The organism is Pseudomonas sp. (assembly GCF_051660785.1).
In the GTDB taxonomy this organism is placed as follows: domain Bacteria; phylum Pseudomonadota; class Gammaproteobacteria; order Pseudomonadales; family Pseudomonadaceae; genus Aquipseudomonas.
Window position 1 is genome coordinate 152,513 of the sequence record NZ_JBOFQE010000089.1, and the last position, 24,398, is coordinate 176,910.

20 protein-coding genes and 3 tRNA genes are annotated in these 24,398 nt (G+C 60.8%); 1 reads left to right on the forward strand and 22 read right to left on the reverse strand.

Annotation, left to right across the window (positions count from 1 at the left end; genetic code table 11):
- Window position 1: 1 nt before the first annotated feature.
- The 22 genes from ACRC4F_RS25410 to leuC form a co-directional block, all read right to left on the reverse strand.
- Complete coding sequence (locus ACRC4F_RS25410; protein ID WP_438661829.1) at window positions 2–2,425, reverse strand: TonB-dependent siderophore receptor; 2,424 nt, start codon at window positions 2,423–2,425, stop codon at window positions 2–4.
- A 67-nt stretch (window positions 2,426–2,492) separates the two neighbouring features.
- Window positions 2,493–3,443, reverse strand: a complete 951-nt coding sequence (locus ACRC4F_RS25415) for a FecR domain-containing protein (RefSeq protein ID WP_438661830.1) — start codon at window positions 3,441–3,443, stop codon at window positions 2,493–2,495.
- Entirely contained in the window at window positions 3,440–3,949 is a 510-nt protein-coding gene (locus tag ACRC4F_RS25420) for a sigma-70 family RNA polymerase sigma factor (RefSeq protein WP_438661831.1), read from the reverse strand. The genes ACRC4F_RS25415 and ACRC4F_RS25420 overlap by 4 nt, the downstream gene beginning before the upstream one ends.
- Before the next feature lie 248 nt (window positions 3,950–4,197).
- A tRNA-Asp gene (locus ACRC4F_RS25425) sits at window positions 4,198–4,274 on the reverse strand.
- A gap of 92 nt (window positions 4,275–4,366) precedes the next feature.
- Window positions 4,367–4,443, reverse strand: a tRNA-Asp gene (locus ACRC4F_RS25430).
- 55 nt (window positions 4,444–4,498) lie between these two features.
- A tRNA-Val gene (locus tag ACRC4F_RS25435) sits at window positions 4,499–4,574 on the reverse strand.
- Between the two features lie 238 nt (window positions 4,575–4,812).
- Window positions 4,813–5,589 (reverse strand): SDR family oxidoreductase, encoded by a 777-nt coding sequence (locus ACRC4F_RS25440; protein ID WP_438661832.1) that lies wholly within the window; start codon window positions 5,587–5,589, stop codon window positions 4,813–4,815.
- Window positions 5,586–6,797: an O-succinylhomoserine sulfhydrylase gene (locus tag ACRC4F_RS25445; RefSeq protein WP_438661833.1), complete on the reverse strand. Its 1,212-nt coding sequence runs from the start codon at window positions 6,795–6,797 to the stop codon at window positions 5,586–5,588. Before ACRC4F_RS25445 ends, ACRC4F_RS25440 begins: the two co-directional genes overlap by 4 nt.
- A 73-nt stretch (window positions 6,798–6,870) precedes the next feature.
- Window positions 6,871–8,376 (reverse strand): amidophosphoribosyltransferase, encoded by a 1,506-nt coding sequence (gene purF, locus ACRC4F_RS25450; RefSeq protein ID WP_438661834.1) that lies wholly within the window; start codon window positions 8,374–8,376, stop codon window positions 6,871–6,873.
- Window positions 8,377–8,417: 41 nt separating this feature from the next.
- On the reverse strand, window positions 8,418–8,978 hold the full coding sequence (locus ACRC4F_RS25455) for a CvpA family protein (RefSeq protein WP_109633196.1): 561 nt from the start codon (window positions 8,976–8,978) through the stop codon (window positions 8,418–8,420).
- A 98-nt stretch (window positions 8,979–9,076) separates the two neighbouring features.
- A complete protein-coding gene (locus tag ACRC4F_RS25460) occupies window positions 9,077–9,754 on the reverse strand; it encodes an SPOR domain-containing protein (protein ID WP_438661835.1) in 678 nt (225 codons plus the stop codon).
- On the reverse strand, window positions 9,738–11,045 hold the full coding sequence (folC, locus tag ACRC4F_RS25465; protein WP_438661836.1) for a bifunctional tetrahydrofolate synthase/dihydrofolate synthase: 1,308 nt from the start codon (window positions 11,043–11,045) through the stop codon (window positions 9,738–9,740). The genes ACRC4F_RS25460 and folC overlap by 17 nt, the downstream gene beginning before the upstream one ends.
- Window positions 11,042–11,962, reverse strand: a complete 921-nt coding sequence (accD, locus tag ACRC4F_RS25470) for an acetyl-CoA carboxylase, carboxyltransferase subunit beta (protein WP_056744405.1) — start codon at window positions 11,960–11,962, stop codon at window positions 11,042–11,044. The genes folC and accD overlap by 4 nt, the downstream gene beginning before the upstream one ends.
- Before the next feature lie 208 nt (window positions 11,963–12,170).
- Window positions 12,171–12,794, reverse strand: a complete 624-nt coding sequence (locus ACRC4F_RS25475) for a phosphoribosylanthranilate isomerase (RefSeq protein WP_438661837.1) — start codon at window positions 12,792–12,794, stop codon at window positions 12,171–12,173.
- 63 nt (window positions 12,795–12,857) lie between these two features.
- Window positions 12,858–13,682, reverse strand: coding sequence for a tRNA pseudouridine(38-40) synthase TruA (truA, locus tag ACRC4F_RS25480; protein ID WP_438661935.1), 825 nt, complete (start codon window positions 13,680–13,682; stop codon window positions 12,858–12,860).
- Between the two features lie 214 nt (window positions 13,683–13,896).
- Window positions 13,897–16,530, reverse strand: coding sequence for a FimV/HubP family polar landmark protein (locus ACRC4F_RS25485; protein ID WP_438661838.1), 2,634 nt, complete (start codon window positions 16,528–16,530; stop codon window positions 13,897–13,899).
- 208 nt (window positions 16,531–16,738) lie between these two features.
- Window positions 16,739–17,749, reverse strand: coding sequence for an aspartate-semialdehyde dehydrogenase (locus ACRC4F_RS25490; protein ID WP_438661839.1), 1,011 nt, complete (start codon window positions 17,747–17,749; stop codon window positions 16,739–16,741).
- A 281-nt stretch (window positions 17,750–18,030) separates the two neighbouring features.
- On the reverse strand, window positions 18,031–19,143 hold the full coding sequence (asd, locus tag ACRC4F_RS25495) for an aspartate-semialdehyde dehydrogenase (protein ID WP_054052925.1): 1,113 nt from the start codon (window positions 19,141–19,143) through the stop codon (window positions 18,031–18,033).
- 69 nt (window positions 19,144–19,212) lie between these two features.
- On the reverse strand, window positions 19,213–20,295 hold the full coding sequence (gene leuB, locus ACRC4F_RS25500; RefSeq protein ID WP_438661840.1) for a 3-isopropylmalate dehydrogenase: 1,083 nt from the start codon (window positions 20,293–20,295) through the stop codon (window positions 19,213–19,215).
- Between the two features lie 51 nt (window positions 20,296–20,346).
- Window positions 20,347–21,114, reverse strand: coding sequence for a class I SAM-dependent methyltransferase (locus ACRC4F_RS25505; protein ID WP_438661841.1), 768 nt, complete (start codon window positions 21,112–21,114; stop codon window positions 20,347–20,349).
- A gap of 154 nt (window positions 21,115–21,268) precedes the next feature.
- Window positions 21,269–21,913 carry a 3-isopropylmalate dehydratase small subunit gene (gene leuD / locus ACRC4F_RS25510; RefSeq protein WP_438661842.1) on the reverse strand — a complete coding sequence of 215 codons (645 nt, stop codon included), beginning with the start codon at window positions 21,911–21,913 and terminating at the stop codon, window positions 21,269–21,271.
- Window positions 21,914–21,924: 11 nt separating this feature from the next.
- A complete protein-coding gene (gene leuC, locus ACRC4F_RS25515) occupies window positions 21,925–23,343 on the reverse strand; it encodes a 3-isopropylmalate dehydratase large subunit (RefSeq protein ID WP_438661843.1) in 1,419 nt (472 codons plus the stop codon).
- 148 nt (window positions 23,344–23,491) lie between these two features.
- On the opposite strand from leuC, the gene ACRC4F_RS25520 reads away from it, so the two are divergent.
- Window positions 23,492–24,382 (forward strand): LysR family transcriptional regulator, encoded by an 891-nt coding sequence (locus ACRC4F_RS25520; RefSeq protein WP_438661844.1) that lies wholly within the window; start codon window positions 23,492–23,494, stop codon window positions 24,380–24,382.
- Window positions 24,383–24,398 lie beyond the last annotated feature (16 nt).

Sequence of the window (24,398 nt, forward strand, 5' to 3'; positions counted from 1 at the left end):
CTTAAAAATCGAAGGTGGCCGAAAGAAGGTAGGTGCGCGGCGTCGACAGCGTCAAACCCGGCTCGCTGTCATCCGAGGCACCGGCCGAACTCCAGTACCGTTTGTCCGCCACGTTCTCGATATTGGCACGCAATGTGATGTTCTTTTCCTCGACCTTGAACGCGTAGCGTGCGCCCACGTCGAAACGCTCCCAGGAATCGATTTCCTTGTTGTTGGATTGATCCAGGTATTGCGAGCTGGAATAGATGCCGCGGCTGGTCAGGGTCAGACCCTGTACGGTCGGCACGTCCCACTCGGCGCCGAGGTTGACGTTATATTTCGGCGTGGCTGGCGCGCGGTTGCCGTCGAAGGTGCCATTGGCGGTGTTGGTCAACTCGCTGTCGATGTACATGACACCGCCGAGCAGGCGGAAACCATCGAGCGGTTCGCCGAATACACTCAGCTCCACCCCGGTGTTCTCACGCTTGCCGTTCGGGCCGAACACGCGCGTTGTGGCGTTGGTCTCGTAGGCTGGTTGCTTGATCCGGAACACTGCGGCGGTCACGGCGAACGCGCCAGCGTCGTACTTGGCGCCAACCTCGACCTGGCGACTGATGAACGGCGGGAAGATTTCGTCCTCGTTCACCGAGGTCGACGGCGCGATTTTGCCCTGGCTCAGGCCTTCCATGTAGTTGGCGTACAGCGACAGCTTGTCAGTGGCTTTGAACAGGATGCCGCCCGACGGCGAAACCTTTTCCTCATCGTAGGCGGTGTCGCCTTTGACGTTATCCGACCAGTCGTCAACCTTCACCCGCTGCCAGCGCGCACCGAGAGTCAGCAGCAGCCGATCATCAAAGAAGCCCAGGGTGTCGGACAACGCCACGCCGCTGAAGCGGTTTTCGGTGTAGACCTTCGGGTCTTGTCGCGTCGGCCTGATCGGCGTGGGGGTTTCCACCGGGTTGTAGAGGTTGCTGGGGGCCGCCGCGTAACGCGCGCCGCCATTCTCGAAATCCATGTAGAAGTAGCTGGCGGCCAGATTGACCTCGTGGCTCACCGGGCCGGTATGAAACCAGTTACGCACCCCTGCGGTGGCCGTCCGCACATTTTCATCACGGGTGAAATCACGTGGCTGAACACTGAAATCGCCCCGGTCGTTGGTGACTGCAACGGCATGCCGCAGGAAGTCATGGTTGCTTTTGCGCGCGCCGACACCGCCATACAGCATGACGGAATCGCTGACATCGAATTCACCGTTCACGGTACCGAAGGTGTCGTTGGTGCTCGCCTTGCTCCACGGCTGCGCGTAGTTGTGGCGCACATCGCTGGCATGCGGCACCTGCGCGTTGGCGTTGACCTGCACGCGCTCCTGCGGGGCGTCGGTGTCACGCTCGGTGCGCCCGATATCTGTTGAGAGACGCAGGCGTTCACCGCGAAAATCCAGCCCGAGGACGGCCATTTCGCGGTCGACATTCTGCTGATCCCATTCGGTGTCGCCAGACTGCTTCACGCCGTTGAAGCGGATGCCGAATTTGTTGTCTTCACCAAAACGCCGGCCGACATCCACGGCACCGCCAACCTGGTTGTCGGACGCGTAGCTGCCGGTGAACGAAGTAATCGGTTTGTCGGTGGCGCGCTTGGGCACCACGTTGATGCCGCCGCCTACGCTGCCCCGCGGCGAGATGCCGTTGATCAACTGGCTTGGACCTTTGAGAACGTCGACGCGGTCGGCCATTTCCATGTCGATCGTGTAGGTCGGCAGGACGCCGTAGAGACCGTTGTAGGCCACATCACTGTTGAACAGGCTGAGCCCGCGAATGGTGAACTGCTCGTAGCGCCCACCCGCCGGGTTGGTGGCGCGAACCGACGGATCGTTGGCGATAAGGTCGCCCAAGGTCCGCGCCTGCTGATTCTTGACCACCTCACTGGTGTAGGTGGTCATGCTGAACGGCGTTTCCATGAAATCTTTGGAGCCCAGCAAGCCCTGCGAACCGCGGCGCGCGACCTGGCCGCCGGCATACGGATCGCCGTCCACCGGGTCGATGGAGCCGAGAATCGAAGTGGCACCCAGTTGCAGGCCGCTGCCTTCTGGCGCCGGGGTCAGGATGTAGGCCTGTTCGCCCACTGGCTGCAGTTGCAGGCCGGAACCCTGCAACAGCCGGGCAAAGCCCTCCTCCACGGCGTACTCGCCGGACAGACCGGGGCTGTTGCGACCGCTCACCAGCGCCGGGTCAACCGAGAGGTTGACGCCCGCCAGACCGGCGAAACGGGTCAGTGCTGCGCTGAGGCTGCCGGCCGGCACCTGATAACTGCGTCGAGGCGCGTCTTCGGCCCAACCGGCAGTGATGAACAACGGACAGGCACTGAGGCTCAGTAACAGGCTCAAGTGCATTAACGGGCGCAGGCGGGATGAAGCCAAACGCGGACTGGACGGGAACACTGCGGGCATTGAAGAAGCTCTCTTATCTCGTTCACTTGCCTTGAATGACAAGCGAGGCGAAAAAAGGGGACACGCTTCAAACACTATTTTTGCGCGGCAACAGCGTTACCCAATAACGCGTACGTGAATGCACCTCCAACGGCAGGCTGGCCGCCAGCAGCGCGAGGATACGGTCGGTGTCTTCCAGGCGAAAACTGCCGGTGACGCGCAGGGATTCCAGTTCCGGCTCCCAGCGCAACACGCCCGGGCGATAGGTGCTGAGTTCGCGCAGGAAATCCCCCAGCGGCTGGTTCTGCGCCATCAACACACCGTCGCGCCAGCCTGGGGCGAGCACGTCGAAGGACTCTACCGCGCCAGCCCCCGCCGCTTGAAGGCTGACTTGCTGGCCTGCGCGCAACGAAAAGACCGGTCCGTGCAAAGGCTGCAACTGCACCGCGCCGTTCAGCACCGACACCCGGCAACCCGTCTGCCACTGACGAACACAGACTTCGCTTTGACTGACGACCACCTGGCCGAAGTGCGTCTGGATCGTCAGCGGCGAAGTGCCGGGGACTTTCAGGGCTATTTCGCCTTCCACGAGCTTCAGTAGCCTGTTGCTCAGATCGATATCGACGGCACTGGCTGTGTTCAATTGCAGCGAGCTGCCATCGGCCAACTGAACCTTCTTGCCCTCCCCGGTCGCCGTGCGCAGATCGGCTCTCCAGACATCCAGAGGCAATTGCCGACTGATCAGCCAGGCAGCCGGCACCAACGCCACCGCTCCGACGGCGCGCTTGAGTACCGTACGCCGGCTCGGCTGCTGCCGATCCAGACTGGCCATCGCCAATGCTGAAGGCAGGTCGGCAAAGCGTTGACGCAAGAGTTGCGCTTTCTGCCAGGCCTGCTCGTGGCTGGAATGGCTTTCCCGCCAGCTCTGCAATTCCGCTCGGTCGCGCTCATTGGCGGTGCCCGACTCCATGAGCGCCAGCCACTGGGCGGCAGCCCGTATGACTTGGCGGGCGTCGGCCGAAGGGGCTGAACCGATCACAGGTCCACCAGCAGGCAGTGTTCGAAGGCTTGCGCCATGTAGCGCTTGATCGTGCGTTCAGAGACTTGCAGGCGCTCGGCAATTTCCTGATAGCCCAGGCCTTCCAGTTGGCTCCAGAGAAACGCTCGTCGCACCGGGGCCGGCAATCCATCGAGCAATTCGTCGAGGGCTTGCAGGGTTTCCAGCAGGATCCAGCGTTGCTCGGGGGATGGCACGCAGTCTTCAGGCAACAGCGCCAAGGCATTGAGGTAAGCCTGCTCGAGGCTTCGGCGCTTGTAGAAGTTGGTCAGCAGCCGTTTGCCCACGGTCGCCAGGTAGGCGCGGGGTTCTTGAAGGTCAGCAATGTGCTGGGAGCTGGCGAGCAAGCGCACGAACGTATCCTGGCTCAGGTCCGCTGCATCATGGCCATTGCTCATGCGTCGTCTCAACCAGCTTTCGAGCCAGCCGCGATGGTCGCGGTACACATCGTGGAAGGTTTGCTCCTCCGGCATCGCTGCATCGCTCATTTCATAAAGCCCTGGGCCAAGGAGTTATCGTAAATGAGAGTGATTCTAATTAATGTCAGGCGTGTGAAGGAAGCCCTTTATGCATCGTCTGAGCAGAAAGGTTGGATTGGCAGGGTATGAAGGAGGAAAAGCCAAATCGCAGACACAAAAAACCCCGGTCTTTCGACCAGGGTCTTTGCTATCGACTCGAAGACAGCCAACGGCTTTCTTCGTAGCTCCAAGGCGTTCAGTGGGCCTTGAGGCAGATATGGCGCAGCGGACGGGACTCGAACCCGCGACCCCCGGCGTGACAGGCCGGTATTCTAACCGACTGAACTACCGCTGCGTATCGCTTTGGACTTTCGCCCAAGTAACTCGTCTGATTGAAAACTCAGAAGCTTTTCAATCTCGCACCAGATAAATCTGATCCGGAAAATATGGCGCAGCGGACGGGACTCGAACCCGCGACCCCCGGCGTGACAGGCCGGTATTCTAACCGACTGAACTACCGCTGCGCGTCGGTGGAGGCTTTTAAAAGCTTCCATCTTGCTTTCGCAAGACTCTCGGAAGTGGTGGGTGATGACGGGATCGAACCGCCGACATTCTGCTTGTAAGGCAGACGCTCTCCCAGCTGAGCTAATCACCCGTTTGCATCTCCGAGGCCGCGAAATTTACGCAGGTAGCGAACCTAAGTCAATAGCAGGATTGAAGTTTTTCTGAAAAAGACAAAATCGTTGCAATCCACACCTGAGCCGCAAACCGTGAGACCGCCTTCGCGAGCAGGCTCGCTCCCACAATGAATCGCAGTTCCTATGTGGGAGCGAGCCTGCTCGCGATGACGGCGGTACATTCAACACCACTGCTGGAGAACGCCCCCTGTCCGACTACTCGCTGTAAATCATCTTCTTGGTCATGCCGCCATCCACCACAAACTCCTGACCTGTGACGAAACCGGCATTCTTCGACAGCAGCCACGCCACCATCGCCGCGACGTCTTCGACGGTCCCTACCCTGCCCGCCGGATGCTGGGCATGGTCGGCATCGGTCAGGGGTTCGGCACGGCGTGCCGCCGGGTCTCGCGCATCGATCCAGCCAGGACTGACCGCGTTGACGCGAATTTCCGGCCCCAGGCTGATGGCCAGCGCGTGAGTCAGGGCCAACAGACCGCCCTTGCTCGCAGCGTACGCCTCTGTATCAGGCTCTGACTGTCCGGCACGGGTCGAGGCCAGGTTGACGATCGCACCGCTGTGAGCGCGCAGATACGGCGCACAGTGCTTGGCCAACAGCATCGGCCCGCTGAGATTGACCGCCAGCACCCGATTCCAGTAAGCCAGATCGAGGCTTTCCAGGGTGATATTGTGCGGGTCGGCCACCGCCGCGTTGCACACCAAGGCATCGAGACGCCCGAACTGACCCAGCACTTCGGCGACGCCCAACGCCACTTGCCCCTCGTTCGAGACGTCCATGGCAATGAACCAGGCATTTTCGCCCAGCACCTTCGCCACTTTCGAACCGCGCTCTCGATCCAGATCGGTCAGCACCACCTGCCAGCCTTCGCTGATCAGCCACGCCGCAATCCCCAGCCCGATGCCGCGTGCGGCACCGGTGACCAGTGCAACGCGGCCATGGGTGCCGGTGCGCGGCGTCGACAACTCGATCACAAGGCAGCCAACCCGCGCGCCAGATCGGCTTGCAGGTCTGCCACATCTTCCAGGCCGACCGCGATGCGGATCAGGCTGTCACGAATGCCCGCCGCTTCACGCTCTTGCGGCGCCAGACGGCCGTGGGAGGTGGTGCTCGGGTGCGTGATGGTGGTCTTGCTGTCGCCCAGGTTGGCGGTGATCGAAATCAGACGGGTCGCGTCGATAAAGCGCCAGGCGCCCTCTTTGCCACCTTTGACCTCGAAACTCACCACGGCGCCGAAACCCTTCTGCTGACGCAAAGCCAGTTCGTGCTGCGGATGGCTCTTGAGGCCGGCGTAATGGACTTTTTCGATGCCGTCCTGCTGCTCCAGCCACTCGGCCAGTTGCTGGGCGTTGGCGCAATGCGCCTTCATCCGCAGGCTCAGGGTTTCGAGGCCCTTGAGGAAGATCCAGGCGTTGAACGGGCTCAGGGTCGGCCCGGCGGTACGCAGGAAACCCACCACTTCTTTCATCTGCTCGCCGCGACCGGCGACAACGCCGCCCATGCAACGACCCTGGCCGTCGATGAACTTGGTCGCCGAGTGCACGACGATGTCCGCGCCCATCTTCAGCGGCTGTTGCAACGCCGGGGTGCAGAAGCAGTTGTCGACCACCAGCATCGCGCCTTTGGCGTGAGCGATTTTCGACAGCTCGGCGATATCTACCAGCTCGGCCAACGGATTGGATGGCGACTCGACGAACAGCAATTTGGTGTTGGCCTTGATCGCCGCATCCCAACCGGACAAGTCCGCCAGGGGCACGTAATCGACTTCGATGCCGAAGCGCTTGAAGTATTTCTCGAACAAGCTGATGGTCGAACCGAACACGCTGCGCGACACCAGTACATGGTCACCGGCGCTGCACAGGCTCATCACCACCGCCATGATCGCCGCCATGCCGGTTGCCGTGGCCACCGCTTGCTCGGCGCTTTCCAGCGCGGCAATGCGCTCTTCGAACGCACGTACGGTCGGGTTGGTGTAGCGCGAGTAAACGTTGCCCGGCACTTCCCCGGCAAAGCGGGCGGCCGCGTCGGCAGCGGTGCGGAATACATAGCTGGAAGTGAAGAACATCGGATCACCGTGTTCGCCTTCCGGCGTGCGGTGCTGACCGGCGCGCACAGCCAGGGTATCGAACGCTACGCCTTCGAGGTCGCTGTCCAGCCGACCGGCATCCCAATCCTGACTCATGCTGTCTCTCCTTTCCCTATTCTCGTCAATTAAAAGCCAGATACAAAACCGGCCCCTCAGGGCCGGTAGTTACTCAATTGTTGTACAGATCAATGATCGCGCTGACTGCCTGCGTCTTGACCTTGGAGGCATCGTTACGTGCCTGCTCGATCTTGTTCAGGTAAGCCTCGTCGACGTCGCCGGTCACGTACTGGCCATCAAACACTGCGCAATCGAACTTCTCGATCTTGATCTTGCCGCCACCGACCGCTTCGATCAAGTCAGGCAGGTCCTGATAGATCAGCCAGTCAGCGCCGATCAGGTCAGCCACGTCCTGGGTCGAACGGTTGTGGGCGATCAGCTCATGGGCGCTTGGCATGTCGATGCCGTACACGTTCGGGTAGCGAACGGCCGGGGCTGCGGAGCAGAAGTAGACGTTTTTCGCGCCGGCTTCACGGGCCATCTGGATGATCTGCTTGCAGGTGGTGCCGCGAACGATGGAGTCGTCCACCAGCATCACGTTCTTGCCGCGGAATTCCAGCTCGATGGCATTGAGCTTCTGACGTACGGATTTTTTCCGTGCAGCCTGGCCCGGCATGATGAAGGTCCGGCCGATGTAACGGTTCTTCACGAAGCCTTCGCGAAACTTGACGCCCAGGTGGTTCGCCAGTTCCAGCGCTGCTGTGCGGCTGGTGTCCGGAATCGGGATGACCACGTCGATGTCGTGATCCGGGCGCTCGCGCAGGATCTTCTCGGCGAGTTTCTCACCCATGCGCAGACGGGCCTTGTAGACCGACACGCCGTCGATGATCGAGTCCGGACGCGCCAGGTAGACGTGTTCGAAGATGCACGGGGTCAGGGACGGGTTGGTCGCACATTGACGGGTGTGCAGCTTGCCGTCTTCAGTGATGTAGACCGCTTCGCCCGGTGCCAGGTCGCGAATCAGGGTGAAACCGAGCACGTCCAGGGAAACGCTTTCGGAGGCGATCATGTACTCGACGCCTTCGTCGGTGTGACGCTGACCGAAGACGATCGGACGGATGCCGTGCGGGTCGCGGAAACCGACGATGCCGTAACCGGTGATCATCGCCACCACCGCGTAACCACCGACGCAACGGTTGTGCACGTCAGTGACGGCAGCGAACACGTCTTCTTCGGTCGGCTGCAACTTGCCGCGCTGGGCCAGTTCGTGTGCGAACACGTTGAGCAGCACTTCCGAATCGGAGTTGGTGTTGACGTGGCGCAGGTCAGATTCGTAAATCTCCTTGGCCAGCTGTTCAACGTTGGTCAGGTTACCGTTGTGCGCCAGGGTGATGCCGTAAGGCGAGTTGACGTAAAACGGTTGAGCTTCGGCCGACGTCGAGCTGCCCGCGGTCGGGTAACGCACATGGCCAATGCCCATGTGGCCGACCAGGCGCTGCATGTGACGCTGATGGAACACGTCACGCACCAGGCCATTGTCCTTGCGCAGGAATAACCGGCCATCATGGCTGGTCACGATACCGGCAGCGTCCTGGCCGCGGTGCTGGAGGACGGTTAGCGCGTCATACAGCGCCTGATTGACGTTCGACTTACCGACGATACCGACGATGCCACACATGCGACGCAACCCCTACTTAATGGATCTGAACTGAACACAACTCACTGAGGCGTTTTGGCCATCGGCAAGAGGTGCTCCTTGAACGGTATCTCAGCGGGTACGCTGATACCGCTGGCAAGCCACTGACTGCTCCACCCGAGGATCAGGTTTTTGGACCAGTCTGCGACCAATAGAAATTTTGGCACGAGCTGCGACTGTTGCCACCACCCGTCCTGCTGTACCGGCCCCAGGCTCAACAGCCCGACTGCCACGACCACCAGCAACACGCCACGCGCAGCGCCGAAGGCCATGCCGAGGAATCGATCGGTCCCGGACAACCCGGTGACACGAACCAACTCGCCGATAAGATAATTGATCATTGCGCCTACGATTAACGTGGCGACAAACATGATGGCACAGCCCGTGATCACACGGGCCGATGGCGTTTCGATGTATCCGGCGAGGTACTCGGACAATGCACCACCGAACATCCAGGCGACGACTCCTGCGATGATCCAGGTCACCAGCGATAATGCTTCTTTGACGAAGCCGCGGCTCAGACTGATCAATGCGGAGATGGCGACGATTGCAACGATCGCCCAGTCAACCCAGGTAAATGGCACAGTGCAGCCTACAGACGGATAAGGCGGCGCATTTTAGCAGAGCCCATGGCTATCGGTAAGCTGCGATTGTCAGTGCATTTCAAATCGGGGCGATAGTTTTAACCACGCTCAGGCTGGAAACGCACCACAAAACCCTTGAGGTTCTTCTGGCGGCCCAACAAGTCGCGCAGACGATCGGCTTCGGCGCGCTCGATCAGCGGTCCGACAAACACCCGATTCTTGCCATCGGCCGTACGGATATAGGCGTTATAGCCCTGACTGCGCAGGTCTTTCTGCAGGCTTTCGGCACTGGCACGGCTCGACAGGCTGGCCAGTTGCACCGACCAACTGACCGACAGGCCATTGGCATCGACGCGGCTTTGAGTCGTGTCAGGCTTGCCCGGTGCGGCGGAGATTGGCTGAGACGGCGCAGTGGCAGGCTTGGCTGCCAAAGCAGGCACCGGAGCGGGCGCGACCGGCTTGGCAACAGGTGCAGGCGCCACCGGCGCACTGGGTGCAGCCGGTGCAATCGGCGCCGACGGCGCGGCTTCTTGCTGAGCGATTTCATCATCGCTCGGCACAGGCTCCTGAGGCAGCGCTTGCGGCTCAGGCACCACCACCGGCTCGACTTGAACTTGCGGCACCGCAGGTGCTTGCGGCGCGGTCGGGGCTTCGACCGTCACTTGACGCTGCTCATCCTGGCGGGAAAACAGCATCGGCAGAAAAATCACCGCCAGCGCCACCAGAACCAGGGCGCCAACCATGCGCTGTTTGTATGCCTTATCCAGCAATGCCATTTGCCGCTTCCTCCGTGGAGCGCCGGGCCAGCCATTCAAGGGCCTCGGCGACACAATAAAATGATCCGAACAACAGAATCTCGTCGTCGCTCGTCGCCAGCGCGCACTGCCCGTCCAGGGCGGCCGCCACGCTGTCATAGGACGTTACCGCGGCGCCAAGGTTCTGCAACGCCGCCTGCAAATCGGCAACAGGGCGCGCACGCGGTGAATCCAGCGGCGCGACAGCCCATTGCTGGACACTAGCATTCAATTCACTGACAACACCATCCAGATCCTTGTCCGCCAACAATCCGAACACCGCCAGACGCTTGCCGACCGGCGGACGGCTGGCCAGACGGCGCGCCAGATACTCGGCCGCATGCGGGTTATGCCCCACATCCAGCAACAGGTTCAGACGTTTGCCCTGCCAGTCGAACTGACGGCGATCAAGACGACCGACCACCCGCGTTGCTGTCAGTGCCTCAATAATCTGCGCATCCACCCACGGCAACCCGAGCAACAGGTAAGCCTGCAAGGCCAATGCAGCGTTTTCCATCGGCAGGTCAAGTAACGGCAGATCGCGCAGTTCAACCACCCGACCTTCAGCGTCTACCCCGCGCCATTGCCAGTTTTGATCGGTGGTACCGAGATCAAAATCGCGGCCACGCAGAAAAAACGGGCAATTGAGCTCCCGCGCTTTATCCAGCAGAGGTTGTGGAGGATTCAGATCGCCACACAGCGCAGGCGCGCCCTGGCGGAAAATGCCGGCTTTCTCGAAAGCCACGGACTCACGGGTATCGCCCAGATAATCGGCATGATCGACACCGATACTGGTGACCAGCGCCATGTCGGCATCGACCACGTTGACTGTGTCCAGACGCCCACCCAAGCCGACTTCCAGTACCACAGCGTCAAGTCCGGACCGCTGGAACAGCCAGAACGCCGCCAGGGTGCCCATCTCGAAGTACGTCAGGGACGTGTCGCCACGGCCAGCCTCGACCGCAGCAAAAGCTTCGCACAGCGCGGCGTCAGTCGCTTCGACGCCGTTGACCTGCACCCGCTCGTTGTAACGCAGCAGGTGCGGAGAATTGTAGACACCGACGTTCAGGCCCTGCGCCCGCAGCAACGAAGCCACGAATGCGCAGGTAGAACCCTTGCCGTTGGTGCCGGTGACCGTGATCACCCGAGGCGCCGGCTTGCCCAGTCCCATGCGGGACGCTACCTGTTGCGAGCGCTCAAGGCCCATGTCGATGGCCGACGGGTGCAACTGCTCTAGGTAGGCGAGCCACTCGCCAAGGGTACGTTCGGTCATATGTTTGCAGGTACCGGCGGAACCACGATCGGCTCGATAGGCGCGGCGACGAATTTTGGCGTCGGCAGGCCCATCATTTGTGCCAGCAGATTGCCCAGGCGCGGACGCAGTTCCTGACGGTGAATGATCATGTCGATCGCACCGTGCTCCAGCAGGAATTCGCTGCGCTGGAAGCCTTCCGGCAGTTTTTCGCGAACGGTTTGTTCAATGACGCGCGGACCGGCGAAGCCGATCAGGGCTTTCGGCTCACCGACAATTACGTCGCCCAGCATCGCCAGGCTGGCGGAAACGCCGCCGTAGACCGGGTCGGTCAGCACGGAGATGAACGGAATGCCTTCTTCACGCAGACGCGCCAGCACCGCAGAGGTCTTGGCCATTTGCATCAGGGAGATCAGGGCTTCCTGCATCCGCGCACCACCGGAAGCGGCGAAGCAGATCATGGGGCAACGGTTTTCCAGCGCGTAGTTGGCGGCGCGGACAAAACGCTCACCGACGATGGCGCCCATCGAACCGCCCATGAAGGAGAATTCGAAGGCCGAGACCACCACCGGCATGCCCAGCAGGGTGCCGCTCATGGAGATCAGTGCGTCTTTTTCGCCGGTCTGCTTCTGGGCAGCGGTCAGGCGATCCTTGTACTTCTTGCCGTCGCGGAATTTCAGACGGTCAACCGGCTCCAGGTCAGCGCCCAATTCGGCACGGCCTTCGGCATCGAGGAAAATGTCGATGCGTGCGCGGGCGCCGATACGCATGTGGTGGTTGCACTTGGGGCAAACGTCCAGGGTCTTTTCCAGCTCCGGACGATACAGCACAGCCTCGCAAGACGGGCATTTGTGCCACAGACCTTCAGGCACCGAGCTCTTCTTGACCTCGGAACGCATGATCGAAGGGATCAGTTTGTCTACTAACCAGTTGCTCATGCTTTCTTTCTCCAGTACCGGCGGCCCGAACGCTCTGGTTCGCAGCCCCGCGTATGCCCTTGAGCTAAATTCATGTGTGTGGCGATGATCGATCGATTGCCGGGTCAGTGAACGTGACCGGCGTACAACCCCTCAATCCTCAGCCGTGCCTGCTTTGTGCAGCGCAGTGCATTTTGGGACGGCGGCAGTCTGCCAGCCGTCACATCAACTACGTGCTACTACGTACAGCCTTGATGAATGCCTGAATCTTTGCGTGATCCTTGATGCCCTTGCTCGCCTCTACCCCGCCGCTGACGTCCACAGCATAAGGGCGGACCCGGGCGATTGCCTGCGCCACGTTATCTGGCGTCAGGCCGCCGGCGAGGATGATTGGCTTGCTCAAACCTTGCGGTATCAGAGACCAGTCGAACGCTTCACCGGTTCCGCCGGGTACGCCTTCGACATAGGCGTCGAGCAGGATACCGCTGGCACTTGGAAACGCATTGCATGCCGCCGCGATGTCGTCACCGGCTTTGACCCGCAGCGCCTTGATGTATGGGCGGTGCCAGCCTTCACAGTCGGCCGCGGTTTCGTCGCCATGGAACTGCAACAGGTCCAGCGGCACGGCGTCGAGCAGTTCGCCCAACTCGCAGCGGCTGGTGTTGACGAACAACCCCACGGTGGTCACGAACGGCGGCAGCGCCTGGATAATCGCGCGCGCCTGCTGGAACGTCACCGACCGCGGGCTTTTGGCGTAAAACACAAACCCGATGGCATCCGCCCCGGCCTCGACCGCCGCCAACGCATCTTCTATGCGGGTAATCCCACAAATCTTGCTGCGAACGGCTGACATGTCGATAAAACCTCAGGGCAAATCCGAGAAAGTCCCGGATGGTAACAAATGCGTTCGAGGGCGTCAGCCGTCAAGTTCAGAGAAGCCGGTGAGGAAGTGTGGGCCAATGTAACGCTCAGGCAATTCGAACTCGTCGCGATACTCGACCTGCACCAGATACAGGCCGAATGGATGCGCCGTCACCCCGCCAGAACGACGGATCCGGCTCTCCAGCACTTCCTTCATCCACTCCACCGGGCGCTCGCCGGCACCGATGGTCATCAATACACCGGCGATGTTGCGCACCATGTGGTGCAGGAAGGCGCTGGCACGAATATCCAGCACGATCATCTTGCCGTGACGGGTGACGCGCAGGTGATGCAGTTCCTTGATCGGCGACTTGGCCTGGCACTGACCGGCGCGGAAAGCGCTGAAATCATGAGTGCCAACCAGATACCGGGCGGCCTCGGCCATGCGCTCGACGTCGAGCGGACGGTGGTTCCAGGTGATTTCTTCGTTCAGGTGCGCCGGGCGGATCTGATCGTTGTAGATCACGTAGCGATAGCGCCGGGCGATGGCCTTGAACCGCGCATGAAAGTGCGCCGGCATTACCTTGGCCCAGCTGACGCTGACGTCGTGGGGCAAGTTGATGTTGGCGCCCATGACCCAGGCCTTCATCGTACGCTCGACCTGCGTATCGAAATGCACCACCTGGCCGCAGGCATGCACGCCGGCATCAGTACGCCCGGCGCAGAGCAACGACACCGGTGAGTCGGCGACTTTGGACAAGGCCTTTTCGAGGGTTTCCTGCACGGTGAGCACGCCGGAGGCCTGGCGCTGCCAGCCGCGATAACGCGAGCCTTTGTATTCAACGCCCAGCGCGATCCGGAAAAAGCCGTCAGCGGCCATTTCGGCGGCCGGGTTATCTATATTTGCCAAGGAGTAACAGCCTGCTGATGTGCGCAAAGGCGGGCATTATAAGGCCGCGGCACCGGGATGCCAGTGCAACAGTCGAGACTGCGTTGAATGTTATGGCCCCATCGTCGGAACGCCGCCAACACATTGGCGAAACAAAAACGGCAGCCTCAATGGGCTGCCGTTCTGTTTACTGCCTGCCGATCACTCAAGCCAGATGCGACAGCATTTCCTTGGCTTCGCTCTTCTGGCCGGCATTACCCTCGGCCACCACCTCGTTGAGGATGTCCCGAGCGCCGTCGTTGTCGCCCATGTCGATATAGGCCTGGGCCAGATCGAGCTTGGTGGCGACTTCATCGGTGCCAGAGAGGAAGTCGAAATCCGGCTCGTCCGCCGCAGAAGCCATGGCGTCTTCGGCGGTAAAGGTCGGCTCACTCATGCTCTGGGACAGACGATCCAGCTCGGCGTTGACGTCTTCCAGCTCTGCGGCGAAGGCGTCCTTAACCTCAGGTTCGGTCGGTGCCGTGTCCATTTCATCGGCCAGCGACAAGTCGAAATCGGCTGGCAATTCCAGATCATCCTGCGGAACTTCAGGCTTCACAGGTTCGACAGGCAAGTCCTTCACGCCTTCGTCCAGGTCCAGCAGGAAGTCGTCTTCCGCGAGCATCGCCGGCGACGGGTCTGCCCCCAGATCCATGTCCAGATCGAAGTCCGACAGGTCGTCGAGGTTTTCCTTGATCTCGGTCTGCTCTTTCAACACCGACTCAAAGCTCAAGTCGTCGTCCAGCGGGAATTGGTCAAGGTCAGCGAGCGATTCCGGCTCTGGTTCAACCACCGCCGGAGAAGCGGCTTCCAGATCATCCAGGCTCAAGTCGAAAGCACTGTCCAAGTCATCAGCCGGTGCTTGCGGCTCGTCCAGTAACAAATCTTTGACGTACTGCGCGTCCAGCTCGGCGGCGATGGCAGCTGCGGCGAGACCACCGGCAGCAGCGATAGCCATGGCCGGGAAGCGGGTTTTAAGCTTCTCGACCTGGGCGAAGTTGTCACCGTTGGCGACCAACTGGCGCTCCTGAGCGACAAATGCATCGCGATCGCCCTGCTGACCGTAGACTTCCATCAGCTTCAGACGCAGGTCGCTGCGTTGTGGCTCTTGCTTGATGCCGTCTTCGAGCAATGCGGCTGCCTGGTTCAAACGACCGGCGGCAATGTGCGACTGGGCCTTGGTCAGTACGTCGTCATCGCGGTCGGCTGCTGGCGATACCAGTGGCGCGGCGATCGGCGTCGTCATTACATCCGGGACTGGCGCCGCGACTGGGGCTGGCGCAGGTGGCGGCGTTGGTATCGGCGCCGTAGCGAGTTTCACGCTTGGCGGCGGCACTTCCAGGCCTTCGAAGCTGCTTTCCGGCAGCTCTTGCTCGACAGAAAATTCCTTCTCTTCTTCCAGGGCGCGCGCCATGCGCAGGTGTTTCTCGGCTTCTTGCTGCGCTTTGCGGCGACGTGCCAGCAACAGCAGCAAGAGCAACAGAACCACTGCACCGCCGCCCACCAGCCCCAGCAGCACCGGATTGGTCAGCAGCTCGTTGAATTTCTGGTCATCGGAGGCGACTGGCTCCGGCTCGACTGCCGGCTCGGCAGGCGCTGGCGCCGGAGCGGCTTCAGGTGCCGCCTCTGGAGCAGGCGCAACCGGAGCAGGCGCCACTTCCGTCGGAGCCGCCGCAGGGTTGGCAGCCAATTCCGCAGACATTGCCGGAGCGGTCGCTGCTGCAGCCGGCGCTTCAGCAGCGCCTTCGGCCTGCAATTTGGCCAATTGATTGTTCTTCAACTCGATCAGGCGCTGCAGCTTTTCCATCTGACTTTGCAGATCGGTCATGCGACTTTTCAGTTCGGCGTTGTCACGACGGGTCGTGTCGAGGCTTTCCTGAGTCACCGCCAGCTTGTTGCCCAAGGCTTTTGCATCGCCTGCAGGGCCTTTGCCACGGCCTTTACCGGTTTCGGCAGAGACCAGGCTCAGGTTGTCTTTCGCCGCTTGCGTCGGAGCAGCGTCAGCGCGGCCACGTTTGGTGGCATCGAGTTGCTGCTGCCCGGTACCGGGCTTCGCCACATAACGGCGACCCTGGCGCCAGGCGGTGTTCTGTGCAGCGACTTCAGCGATCGCTTTAGGCTGCGGCAGCGTGGTGCTTTGCGCCTGATCGGGCATGCGCAGCACCTGACCGGTTTTCAGCCGGTTGATGTTGCCATCGATAAAAGCATCCGGATTCAGCGCCTGGATAGCCAGCATGGTTTGCTGGACCGACCCGCCATTACGCGCCTTCGCGGCGATTTCCCAGAGGGTATCGCGCGGCGTGGTGGTGTATTCGGACGATTTGGTGGCACCGGTCACCGGCGCCGTGACCGCTTGGGTCGGCGCAGGCTGCGCAGCCGCTTCAGCGGTCTGCGGGGAAAATTTGGACGGATCGAGCAGCACGCTGTAATCGCGCAGCAGTCGACCGTTGGGCCACATCACTTGAACCAGGAATTTCACCATGGGCTCGGACAGTGGCTTGCTGGACGTCACACGCAGGATGCTTTTGCCGCTGGCGTTGAGCACGGGCGTGAAGGTCAGGTCGTTGAGAAACGCCTGGCGATCGACGCCGGCCTTGGCGAAATCTTCCGGCGAAGCCAGGCTCGGCACCACTTCCGCGGCGGTGAGGTCCTTGACGTCGAGCAGCTCGATTTCCGCCACCAGAGGTTGGTTCAGCGTCGACTTCAGGGTCAATTCCCCGAGCCCGAGGGCATGCGCCATACCGGAGGACAGCGCCGAGGCGGCCGCTATTGCTAACACCAGTTTGCGAACTTGAACCATAGCCTCTTCCTTTGTTTGAACATTCCTCGGCCAGCGAGAAGGTGTTGATAGCCGCTGCCGTAAGGCATTGCGCGCGGCGACGAAGGGTCGTCACGCGCGATCATTTCATTCATGCCCCGGAAAGCCCCAAAAGGTGGCTCGCCATCAGCAATCCGGCCAAGCATAGCGCTCGACCGGACTCATTCGAAAAATTGTTGCCAAGTATCTTTTACAGCAGGTCTTTTATCAACAATTCAGCTACCTGCACAGCATTGAGCGCGGCGCCTTTGCGTACGTTATCTGACGTCAGCCACAAATTAAGTTCCGACGGGTCGTCGATACCCTGGCGAACCCGACCAACGTAGACCACGTCCTGCCCTACCGCATCGCCGACCGCTGTCGGGTAATCGCCGGTTTCCACCAGCTCGATACCCGGTGCGTCTTCCAGCGCCGCGTTGACTTTCGCCAGGTCCACAGCGTTCGCTGACTGCAAGGTCACGCTAAAGCTATCGCCAAAAAACACCGGGGCTTGAATGCAAGTGACGGAAATCTTTAATAACGGCAGCGTCATGACCTGACGCAGCTCACGCACCAGGCGTTTTTCCAGCAGCGTGTGGCCCTGCTCATCCGGCTTGCCGACCTGAGCCAACAGGTTGAAAGCCATTTGCCGATCGAAAAAGGTCGGCTCCAGCGGGCGCACGTTGAGCAGCTCGGCGGTTTGCCGGGCCAGCTCGGTCACCGCTTCACGGCCTTGGGCGGAGACGGCCAGGCTGGCGGTCAGGTTGATGCGTTGCAGGTCGAGCAAACCGAGCAACGGCGCCAGCACCACGGCCAGGGTGGTGGCCGACGGGCTTGGGCTGCTGACCTGGAACGGTTTTTTCAAACCGGCGAGGATCTCGGCGTTGGCTTCCGGCACTACTTGCGGCGCCTGATCGGCCGGTAAGGCGCCGGACAGGTCGATCAGTGAGCAACCGGCGGCACGGGCGCGCGAGGCGAAACTCAGGGTCACCGCCGGGCCGGCGGCGAAAAACACCAACTGAACCTTGCTGAAATCGAACTCGTCGACCTCACGAACCCGCACGTTCTTGCCGCGAAACGGCACCGAATGCCCGGCGGATTCGCTGCTGGCCAGCAAGTGCAGATTGCCGACCGGGAAGTCGCGTTCTTCGAGAATCTGCACGAGCGTTTCGCCGACAGTACCGGTGGCGCCGATCACGGCAATATCAAAGGACTGGCTCATGGTTCTACCTCTGGCGAAACGGGGGGAGCGGCACTTTACCGGCTGACCGCCGCACAGGCAATTGTGCCGGGATTTGTGGCGCCTGAACCGGCCCCATCGCGAGCAGGCTCGCTCCCACAGTAGTTGGTTTCATACACAAGATTTGTGTACCCCCCTGAAACCTGTGGGAGCGAGTCTGCTCGCGATGGGGCCGGCACAAACACCCCGTCAACATCAGACTGTCGGACATAAAAAAACCCGCACCTCTTTCAAGGCACGGGTTCTTTGTTTACTTCAATCGATCAACGCTCAAGCAGGATCCGCAGCATGCGGCGCAGCGGTTCGGCCGCGCCCCACAGCAGTTGGTCGCCGACGGTGAACGCGCCAACGTACTGCGTGCCCATGTTCAGCTTGCGCAGACGGCCAACCGGTACGTTCAGGGTGCCGGTAACTTTCGTCGGGCTCAGTTCCTGAATGCTGGCTTCGCGGTTGTTCGGCACCAGTTTGACCCAAGGGTTGTGCTGGCTGATCAGCCCTTCGATGTCGGCGATCGGTACGTCTTTGTTCAGCTTGATGGTCAGCGCCTGGCTGTGGCAGCGCATGGCGCCGATGCGCACGCAAATGCCATCGACCGGGATCGGGCTCTTGAAGCGACCGAGGATCTTGTTGGTCTCGGCCTGGGCCTTCCACTCTTCGCGGCTCTGGCCGTTCGGCAGTTCCTTGTCGATCCACGGGATCAGGCTGCCGGCCAGCGGTACGCCGAAGTTTTCGGTCGGGTACGCGTCGCTGCGCATGGCTTCGGCGACACGACGGTCGATGTCGAGGATCGCGCTGGCCGGGTCGGCCAGTTGATCGGCGACAGCAGCGTGGGTCGCGCCCATTTGCTTGATCAGTTCACGCATGTTCTGCGCGCCGGCACCGGAGGCCGCCTGATAGGTCATGGCGCTCATCCACTCGACGAGGCCAGCTTCGAACAGGCCACCCAGGCCCATCAGCATCAGGCTGACGGTGCAGTTACCGCCGATGTAGTTCTTGGTGCCCGCGTCGAGCTGCTGGTCGATGACCTTGCGGTTCACCGGGTCCAACACGATCACTGCGTCATCCTGCATGCGCAGGCTGGAAGCGGCGTCGATCCAGTAACCCTGCCAGCCGGCTTCGCGCAGTTTCGGGAAGACTTCGCTGGTGTAGTCGCCACCCTGGCAGGTCAGGATCACGTCGAGGGTTTTCAGCTCTTCAATGCTGTAAGCGTCCTTGAGCGGAGCAATGTCCTTGCCCACGGACGGGCCTTGGCCACCGACATTGGAAGTGGTGAAAAACACCGGCTCAATAAGATCGAAATCCTGCTCTTCCAGCATCCGCTGCATGAGCACGGAACCGACCATACCGCGCCAACCGATCAGACCTACACGTTTCATCGCAACTACACCTTCTTTAAAAAGTGGGCCGCTGCTTTCATGGGTGAAAGTGGCAGCGGGCCCGAGAGATTACAGATTCCGCAGCGCGGCGACTACTGCGTCACCCATTTCCTGCGTACCGACTTTAGTGCAACCGGTCGACCAGATGTCGCCCGTGCGCAGGCCCTGGTCCAATACCAGACTGACGGCTTTCTCGATGGCGTCGGCCGCGTCCTGCAGATTGAAGCTGTAACGCAACATCATCGACACCGACAAAATGGTCGCCAACGGGTTGGCAATGCCCTTGCCCGCGATGTCCGGCGCCGAACCGTGGCACGGCTCGTACATGCCCTTGTTGTTGGTATCCAGGGATGCCGACGGCAGCATGCCGATGGAACCGGTGAGCATCGACGCCTGGTCGGACAGGATGTCGCCAAACAGGTTGTCGGTGACGATCACGTCGAATTGCTTCGGTGCACGCACCAGCTGCATGGCGGCGTTGTCGACGTACATGTGGCTCAGTTCGACTTCCGGGTAATCCTTGGCCACTTGCTCGACGATTTCACGCCACAGTTGGCTGGAAGCCAGCACGTTGGCCTTGTCCACCGAGCACAGCTTCTTGCTGCGCACCATGGCCATGTCGAAACCGACACGGGCGATGCGGCGGATTTCGCTTTCGCTGTACGGCAGGGTGTCGTAAGCCTGACGCTCGCCGTTTTCCAGGGTGCGTGTACCGCGTGGCGCGCCGAAGTAGATGCCGCCGGTCAGTTCGCGAACGATCAGGATGTCCAGGCCGGAAACAATTTCCGCTTTCAGGCTGGAAGCCTCGGCCAGTTGGGGGTACAGGATCGCCGGACGCAGGTTGCCGAACAGGCCCAGTTGCGCACGGATCTTCAGCAGACCGCGCTCAGGGCGAATGTCACGCTCGATGGTGTCCCATTTCGGGCCGCCCACGGCGCCCAGCAGCACCGCGTCGGCGGCGCGTGCACGGTCCAGGGTTTCGTCAGCCAAAGGCACGCCGTGCTTGTCGATGGCGGCGCCACCGATCACGTCGTGGCTCAGCTCGAAGCCCAGGCTGTACTTGTCGTTGGCCAGTTCCAGCACCTTGACCGCTTCGGCCATGATTTCCGGGCCAATACCGTCGCCTGGGAGAATCAGAATCTGCTTGCTCATGCTTTCCTCATGTCATCAGTCGGTGCGCCCTTGGGCACACCCGGAAAAATTCTATCGTTCCGCCATCAGTACCAGCACATCTGTACTGAACGAACCATCGGCCTCAATCTCAAAATATTCGCGCACTTCATTGCCCATCGACTGCTGCAACTCGCGGATCGCCGCGCGCATCACTTGCGGAGTACGCATGCGCTCGACCCAGCTGTTGTACTCCAGACGCAACCGTTGACGCGTGGTGCTGCGGGTATGCAACCCCGCTTCGCTGACCTGACGCAACCACTCGCCGGCGGAATAATCGCGCACATGGCTGGTGTCGCGCAGCACTTCGACGCTCTGCAAGTAAGTGTCGAACAGCGGACTGCCCGGTGACAACACGTCGACGAATGCCGCCACGCCACCCGGTTTCAGCACCCGGCGCACTTCGCGCAGGGCCAGGCCGAGATCGCTCCAATGGTGCGCCGAGTAACGGCTGAACACGAAGTCGAACTCGCCGTCGGCAAACGGCAGGCGTTCGGCGGCCCCGTTGACCGTGGTCACATTGCTCAAACCACGGTCGACGGCGGCTGCGGCGACTACGTCAAGCATCTGCTGGGAGAGGTCGTAGGCCACGACTTCCTTGACCAGCGAGGCCACGTGAAAACTGACGTGACCGGCGCCACAACCCAGGTCCAGCACCCGTGCATCGCCCTGCCCGGCCAGTTCGGCCTGTAGAAGCGCGAATTCGGTGCCTTGAGCGTGGACGGCGCTGCTCAGATAGGCCGCGGCCTGTTCACCGAATTGCTTTTGGACTACCTGGCTGTGCTGGGCGGTGCTGGTCATGGGGACTTCCTTTTTGGGTTTAGCCTTGGGTGCCTCTACTGCCGCCATCGCTAGCAGGCTAGCTCCCACATTGGATCTATGGCGTACACAAATCCCTGTGGGAGCTAGCCTGCTAGCGATGAGGCCAGAACTGCCTACATCAATATCGGATCAATCAAGCGTCGCGAAACAACCAAGGCTGGCTCGCACGATGCCTGGCTTCAAACGTCGCAATCGCCTCATGATCCATCAACGTCAGACCGATATCGTCCAGACCATTGAGCAGGCAATGCTTACGGAACGCATCAATCTCAAAGTTCAACACCTTGCCATCCGGACGTGTCACGGTCTGCGCTTCCAGATCCACCTGCAATTGATAACCCGGCGTAGCTTCAACCTGCTGAAACAGCTCATCCACTTCAGCATCGCTCAAGATGATCGGCAGCAAACCGTTCTTGAAGCTGTTGTTGAAGAAGATGTCGGCGTAGCTCGGCGCGATGATGCTGCGGAAACCATATTCTTCCAAGGCCCACGGCGCGTGCTCGCGGCTGGAGCCGCAACCGAAGTTCTCACGGGCCAGCAACACGCTGGCGCCTTGATAACGCTCGGCATTGAGTACGAAGTCCTTGTTCAACGGGCGCTTGGAGTTGTCCTGATAAGGCTGCCCGACATCCAGGTAGCGCCATTCATCGAACAGGTTCGGGCCGAAACCCGTGCGCTTGATCGACTTCAAGAACTGCTTCGGGATGATCTGGTCGGTGTCGACGTTGGCACGATCCAGAGGCGCGACAAGACCAGTGTGCTGGGTAAAAGCTTTCATGCTGCGCTCCTTTAGATCAATTCACGGACGTCGACGAAACGACCGTTCACAGCGGCGGCGGCGGCCATGGCCGGGCTCACGAGGTGGGTACGGCCACCGGCGCCCTGACGGCCTTCGAAGTTGCGGTTAGAGGTCGAGGCGCAATGCTCGCCCGACTCCAAGCGGTCCGGGTTCATCGCCAGGCACATCGAGCAACCCGGCTCACGCCATTCGAAACCGGCATCGAGGAAAATCTTGTCCAGGCCTTCCGATTCCGCCTGAGCCTTCACCAGCCCCGAACCCGGCACCACGATGGCCTGCTTGATGGTCGAAGCGACTTTGCGGCCCTTGGCAATCACGGCAGCAGCGCGCAAATCTTCGATTCGCGAGTTGGTGCAGGAACCGATGAACACGCGGTCCAGCTGGATATCAGTGATCGCCTGATTGGCGGTCAGACCCATGTACTTCAAGGCGCGTTCGATGGAGCCACGTTTGACCAGGTCCATTTCCTTCGCAGGATCGGGAACATTCTGGTCCACAGCCAACACCATCTCAGGCGAGGTGCCCCAGCTGACTTGCGGTTTGATCTGGGTCGCGTCGAGTTCGACGATGGTGTCGAACTGGGCGTCTTTATCGGTCACCAGGTCTTTCCAGGCTTCGACGGCCAGGTCCCATTCCGCGCCTTTCGGGGCGAATGGACGACCCTTCACGTAGGCCACGGTTTTTTCGTCAGCGGCCACCAGCCCTACGCGAGCGCCGGCCTCGATGGACATGTTGCAAATGGTCATCCGCCCTTCGACCGACAGATCGCGAATCGCGCTGCCAGCGAACTCAATGGCGTGGCCGTTACCGCCAGCGGTGCCGATCTTGCCAATGACAGCCAGGACGATGTCCTTGGCGGTCACGCCGAACGGCAATTTGCCTTCGACCGACACCAGCATATTCTTCATTTTCTTGGCGACCAGACACTGCGTGGCGAGCACATGCTCGACCTCGGAAGTGCCGATACCGTGAGCCAGAGCGCCAAAAGCGCCGTGGGTCGAGGTGTGGGAATCGCCGCAGACCACGGTCATGCCCGGCAAGGTCGCGCCCTGCTCCGGGCCGATGACGTGGACGATGCCTTGGCGCACGTCGTTCATCTTGAATTCGACGATGCCGTATTCATCACAGTTGTCATCGAGGGTCTGAACCTGCAAACGCGAGACCTGGTCGACAATGGCTTCGATGCCGCCCTTGCGCTCCGGGGTGGTCGGTACGTTGTGGTCCGGGGTCGCGATGTTGGCATCGATGCGCCAAGGCTTGCGCCCGGCCAGACGCAGGCCTTCAAAGGCTTGCGGCGAGGTCACTTCGTGAATGATGTGACGATCGATGTAGATCAAGGCAGAGCCATCGTCGCGCTGCTTGACCAAGTGCGAATCCCAGAGCTTGTCGTAGAGCGTTTTGCCGGCCATCAGACGTTTTCCTCATCAGCTTGTTTCTATGCCCCGGGCTTTGACGGTTTCAATAACCCTTTGGCTTGTGAGGTCGATCCTAGGGGGTTACATTAAATAACTCAAATTCATATTTTTTATGCTTTGGATAACCAACTGGAATACCGCAATGGACCTCGCCAACCTCAATGCCTTTATCGCGATTGCCGAGACCGGAAGCTTCTCCGGCGCCGGCGAACGGCTGCACTTGACGCAACCAGCGATCAGCAAGCGCATTGCCGGGCTGGAACAGCAATTGAAGGTGCGACTGTTCGATCGCCTGGGTCGCGAAGTCGGCCTGACCGAGGCCGGGCGCGCCTTGCTCCCACGGGCTTATCAGATTCTCAATGTGCTGGATGACACCCGCCGCGCCCTGACCAACCTGACCGGCGAGGTCAGCGGGCGCCTGACGCTGGCCACCAGTCACCACATTGGCTTGCACCGCTTGCCGCCCTTATTAAGGGAGTTCACCCGACGTTACCCACAAGTCGCGCTGGATATTCAGTTCCTCGATTCGGAAGTGGCCTACGAAGAAATCCTCCATGGCCGCGCGGAACTGGCGGTGATCACCCTCGCCCCGGAACCTCACACTCTGGTCAAAGCCACGCCGGTGTGGGACGACCCGCTGGATTTCGTGGTCGCCCCGGAGCATTCGCTGATCAGCAACGGCCCCGTCAGCCTGGCGGACATTGCCCTGCACCCGGCGGTGTTCCCCGGCGGCAACACCTTTACGCATCACATCGTTCAGCGCCTGTTCGAGGCCCAGGGCTTGACGCCGAACATCGCCATGAGCACGAATTATCTGGAAACCATCAAGATGATGGTCTCGATCGGCCTGGCCTGGAGCGTTTTGCCGCGCACGATGCTGGATGATCAGGTTGCGCGAATACCTTTGCCGGGCATACAACTCACTCGCCAGCTAGGCTATATCCTGCACACCGAACGGACGCTGTCGAATGCGGCACGGGCCTTCATGGCCTTGCTGGATGCACAAATCGATCTGCCAGGGACTCAAGGCTAAGCTGTGCTACTGCCAT

Coding starts and splice junctions, on each gene's coding strand:
- ACRC4F_RS25410 (WP_438661829.1), bottom strand. CDS start 2,425: ATGCCCGCAGTGTTCCCGTCCAGTCCGCGTTTGGCTTCATCCCGCCTG.
- ACRC4F_RS25420 (WP_438661831.1), bottom strand. CDS start 3,949: ATGAGCGATGCAGCGATGCCGGAGGAGCAAACCTTCCACGATGTGTAC.
- ACRC4F_RS25445 (WP_438661833.1), bottom strand. CDS start 6,797: ATGAGTCAGGATTGGGATGCCGGTCGGCTGGACAGCGACCTCGAAGGC.
- purF (WP_438661834.1), bottom strand. CDS start 8,376: ATGTGTGGCATCGTCGGTATCGTCGGTAAGTCGAACGTCAATCAGGCG.
- ACRC4F_RS25460 (WP_438661835.1), bottom strand. CDS start 9,754: ATGGCATTGCTGGATAAGGCATACAAACAGCGCATGGTTGGCGCCCTG.
- folC (WP_438661836.1), bottom strand. CDS start 11,045: ATGACCGAACGTACCCTTGGCGAGTGGCTCGCCTACCTAGAGCAGTTG.
- accD (WP_056744405.1), bottom strand. CDS start 11,962: ATGAGCAACTGGTTAGTAGACAAACTGATCCCTTCGATCATGCGTTCC.
- ACRC4F_RS25475 (WP_438661837.1), bottom strand. CDS start 12,794: ATGTCAGCCGTTCGCAGCAAGATTTGTGGGATTACCCGCATAGAAGAT.
- truA (WP_438661935.1), bottom strand. CDS start 13,682: ATGGCCGCTGACGGCTTTTTCCGGATCGCGCTGGGCGTTGAATACAAA.
- ACRC4F_RS25485 (WP_438661838.1), bottom strand. CDS start 16,530: ATGGTTCAAGTTCGCAAACTGGTGTTAGCAATAGCGGCCGCCTCGGCG.
- ACRC4F_RS25490 (WP_438661839.1), bottom strand. CDS start 17,749: ATGAGCCAGTCCTTTGATATTGCCGTGATCGGCGCCACCGGTACTGTC.
- asd (WP_054052925.1), bottom strand. CDS start 19,143: ATGAAACGTGTAGGTCTGATCGGTTGGCGCGGTATGGTCGGTTCCGTG.
- leuB (WP_438661840.1), bottom strand. CDS start 20,295: ATGAGCAAGCAGATTCTGATTCTCCCAGGCGACGGTATTGGCCCGGAA.
- ACRC4F_RS25505 (WP_438661841.1), bottom strand. CDS start 21,114: ATGACCAGCACCGCCCAGCACAGCCAGGTAGTCCAAAAGCAATTCGGT.
- leuD (WP_438661842.1), bottom strand. CDS start 21,913: ATGAAAGCTTTTACCCAGCACACTGGTCTTGTCGCGCCTCTGGATCGT.
- leuC (WP_438661843.1), bottom strand. CDS start 23,343: ATGGCCGGCAAAACGCTCTACGACAAGCTCTGGGATTCGCACTTGGTC.
- ACRC4F_RS25520 (WP_438661844.1), top strand. CDS start 23,492: ATGGACCTCGCCAACCTCAATGCCTTTATCGCGATTGCCGAGACCGGA.